Source organism: Pseudomonas lundensis (assembly GCF_002269125.1).
In the GTDB taxonomy this organism is placed as follows: Bacteria; Pseudomonadota; Gammaproteobacteria; order Pseudomonadales; family Pseudomonadaceae; genus Aquipseudomonas; species Aquipseudomonas lundensis_A.
Map to the genome: position 1 here is coordinate 1 of NZ_NQKI01000073.1, position 3466 is coordinate 3466.

The following is a 3466-nucleotide window of genomic DNA, read 5'->3' on the forward strand; positions in this document are numbered from 1 at the left end:
ACAGCCAGTGGCGTGTAATTCACACGACGAACGCCTCGCCCCGGTTTGGTGGGCTCTGAACCATCAATCACAAACTCGTCGGCTTGGCTCATCGTTGAGGTTCCTTCACTCGTTCGGCAATCAGGGCATCCCCGGCGCGCTTCCAGTCGGATCGGCGGGCATCGTCGGCGGGCACCTTCGCCAGTCCCAGGAGCGCGCCCAGCAATTCGCCACGGTCTAGGGTCGGTTTGCCCGTTTTGGTGTCCACCAACCCGGCGAGAATGAGCAGGCCAGCGGATTGGTACAGTTGGTGATCGCGGTTCTTACGCTCGGCCAGCTTTTCAGCGTTCACAATTTTGGCCACCGACGCCTTAGCCCGTTGTGCCTTCTCTGCCGCTTTTTCTGCGCGAATTAGGGCGACCAGCTTGCGGCGGTCATCGTCAGTTGCGTCCTTTTTGTCATTCAGCAGCAACAAGAGCCGCTGATGGTCATTTGGCGATTTCAGCCCACGGATGTAGGCGACACGATCCTCTAGCCATTCCCGCATTTGCTTCTCCATTTTGGTGTCCAGAATCCCGAGTCTAGAGCAGATGTGGCGGAGATTGCACGGCCTGCGGTATCCTTTGATTTATCAAAGGCGCGCTTAGACGTTTCTCTACGAGAAACACGCGGCCCTCCCGGCGGGTAAGGCAAACCGACTGCATCGGCCCTAAAAACGAAAAGGCAAAAACATGGCGATTGGACGATTGAGCGTGAAGGTTGGCAAGGCGGGGAAAGCTTCCCCGCATGCCGCCTATATCGCTCGCCTCGGCCAATACGAAAAACGGCTTGAGCAGGGGGAAAAGTTGGAGGCGTCCGAATTCGGCAATATGCCGAAGTGGGCCGCGACCAACCCGTTGCACCTTTGGGAAGCCGCCGACGCCTACGAGCGCAAGAACGGAACCACCTACCGCGAGTTTGAAATCGCTTTGCCCCGTGAGATGAATCCGGCGCAACGGCTTGAGCTGGTCCGCGATTTTGTGGGGCAGGAAATTGGCGACCGTCACGCCTTCCAGTTTGCGATCCACACACCGACCGCCGCAGACGGTGGCGAGCAGCCACACGCCCACGTCATGTTTTGCGAGCGAGAGCTTGATGGGATCGAGCGCGACCCGGAGCAGTTTTTCAAACGGTACAACAGCAAGAACCCCGAGCGCGGCGGCGCCAAAAAGGCCAATACGGGGAAAGCCCCGGCGACCCGGCGCACCGAGTTGAAAGAGTTGCGCGGTCGTTGGGAAAGCATGTGCAACGAACACCTGGTGCGCGGCGGCATCGATGCGCGCATCGACATGCGCAGCCATGCCGAGCGCGGCACAGGGCTCGCCCCCGAGGTTAAGCAGTTGCCGAGCCAATGGCGCGACGAGCAGCAGCGGGCCGAGGTGATCGACTTTCGGACGGCGCGGATCGAGCAGCAGCAGACTGCCGCCAACCTCGCTCGAGAAATCCCCGACGCAGGCGCGGAGATTGTCAGTCTGTCGGCTGAACGCGAGCAGCGGGCCAAACCAGCGCGTCAGGTTGCAGCCATGCCCGCGGCTGATTTGGTCAAGGCGTGGGATGGTCGCAAGGCCGAATTGTATAGGGGCTACCGCCAGCGGGCAGAGCGTCTAGAGTCCCGCGTCGATCAGCAGGTACAGGCCATCAGCACCAAGCGACGGAACGCCGAAGCCAACCATGCGAAGAAGCGTCCAGTGGAGCCAACTGGGCTGTTGGCCGCGTTCAAGCGCAGCAGCTACGAGAAGCTCATGTCTGAATGGCGCGCTACCGCCAAACGCATCAAGGCGTGGAAAGTGGAGCGGGAGAACGACCTGCGTAAGCGGCTTGAGCGTGTGCGGTGCTACCTGACACCGGGCGGCGGTTTTTCTATGCGAGACGCCGAAAGGACACTCCAGAAGGAGCGTCCAGAGTGGGCGGCGCGACTACCGCAAGCCCGTGATGAGGTTCAGCGCGAGAAAGAGGCCAAGAAGCAGGAGCTTTTGGCCCAAAAGCGGGAGCGTCAGGCCCTGCAGAAAGGCAAGCCGGGCCTTGGCAAAGGCAAAGGCCAAGGGCTTTAAACTGGGCTTTACAGCGAGAGTGCCATCTGGTCGTCTTTCTTGATTGTGAAAGTGAAGCCGATGACCTTGCGGCCCTGCCTGCGAGGCTCGGCCGTTACAGACAGGTCAGTGCCTGCGTTCAGTTCTTTCAGGGCTGGGTCTAGAACCCGTACTCGCATGTTTTTCACGTCCTGATATTTGTCGCCCAGGTCGAACATCTGGCGTAGCTGATCGAGGCTGCATTCCCGCTGACCCAGCTTATGGAACTGGCTCATCAGTTCGTAAAGCCGAATGGCGTAGAAGCTGGACAAGCTGCCGATCTGCTTAAGCTGGTAGGTGGTGAACTCCTTGTTCAGCATGGTCAGATGGGGCAATACGGTCGGAGAGAAACCCAGCTCGACGCAGCCCTGCCCCTCCTTGTATTTCACATGGAAAACCCAGCGCATCCGCTCAACTATTTTTCCCTTCGCATAGCGGCGTATATCGCGTTCAAACAACCGGTTTGCGGCATCGTTCAGAGCTTCGTAAGCGTTGTTTACATCGAGGCCAAAGACCTCGGCAAACGAGTCGGCCCGGATGGTGAAATATCCATCTTTGGGAAGCGGCTTACGTGGATCGATCATCGATGCCGCAGCCAAGATTAGGCGCTTCTCATTGAGCGTCAGCGTGTGTGATGACTCAATCAGTCTGTTCGACTGAGTGACCTGATTATCAACTAGCTCCATCGTCCCTTTCCTCTACCCGGAATCTGTACCTGATACTCTCTCATTAGGTACAGGTACAAGCAAGCGTACCTGTACCCATCATGTGGATAATACCCGGAATCTGTACCCCATTAACCCGGAATCTGTACCTCTTTAACCCGGAATCTGTACCTCTTTAACCCGGAATCTGTACCTGAACTTCGCTAAAAACGCTTATAAATCAATAAGTTAAAACGGCGAAAACAAGGAAAAACAAGAAAAACAAGATTTAAAAGGCGCGGAGGGGCAAAAAAACAGGTTTGTTTCGAAGGGTAAAGCGACCCGGAATCCCTCCCCCTTTAACCCGGAATCTGTCCCTGAACTTCGCCGAAGGGCAAAGCACACGCAAAAACGCAAAACGCACTACGTGGCCCCGCTGGGGCCGCAGTTATGCCCCTGAAGGGGCGGGGGAGGTGCCTGGGGGATCAACGCCAATCCCTGAACGGTTCAGCGTCTGTGAGGCCGCAGGAAGCGAGTAATCAGGGTATCGAGGCGGATTCACCCCTTGGGGCCAACCAATGACGACAGCAGCGCCTGAGAGGGCTACAGAGCGGTTTGGCACCAAAGGGGCAGGGTCAGCCCCCTTTCCCGCGTTTCTTTCCAGCGCGATAGCCCAGCAAGGCCGCCACCGTTGCCACCGTCACCCCAGCAAGCACAGCCAGTGGCGTGTAATTC

The 3466-nt window shown here is 57.8% G+C and carries 3 protein-coding genes; 1 reads left to right on the forward strand and 2 read right to left on the reverse strand.

The genetic code is table 11. The annotated features are described in order from the left end of the window. Positions 1-88: 88 nt before the first annotated feature. A complete protein-coding gene (gene traD, locus CJF39_RS22380) occupies positions 89-538 on the reverse strand; it encodes a conjugal transfer protein TraD (protein WP_228385024.1) in 450 nt (149 codons plus the stop codon). 172 nt (positions 539-710) lie between these two features. On the opposite strand from traD, the gene CJF39_RS23535 reads away from it, so the two are divergent. Next, the gene (locus tag CJF39_RS23535; RefSeq protein ID WP_094995344.1) at positions 711-2069 is read left to right on the forward strand and encodes a MobA/MobL family protein; all 1359 of its coding nucleotides are present in this window, start codon (positions 711-713) and stop codon (positions 2067-2069) included. An 8-nt stretch (positions 2070-2077) separates the two neighbouring features. On the opposite strand, the gene CJF39_RS22390 is transcribed toward CJF39_RS23535, so the two are convergent. After that, complete coding sequence (locus CJF39_RS22390; RefSeq protein WP_094995345.1) at positions 2078-2773, reverse strand: replication initiation protein; 696 nt, start codon at positions 2771-2773, stop codon at positions 2078-2080. Positions 2774-3466 lie beyond the last annotated feature (693 nt).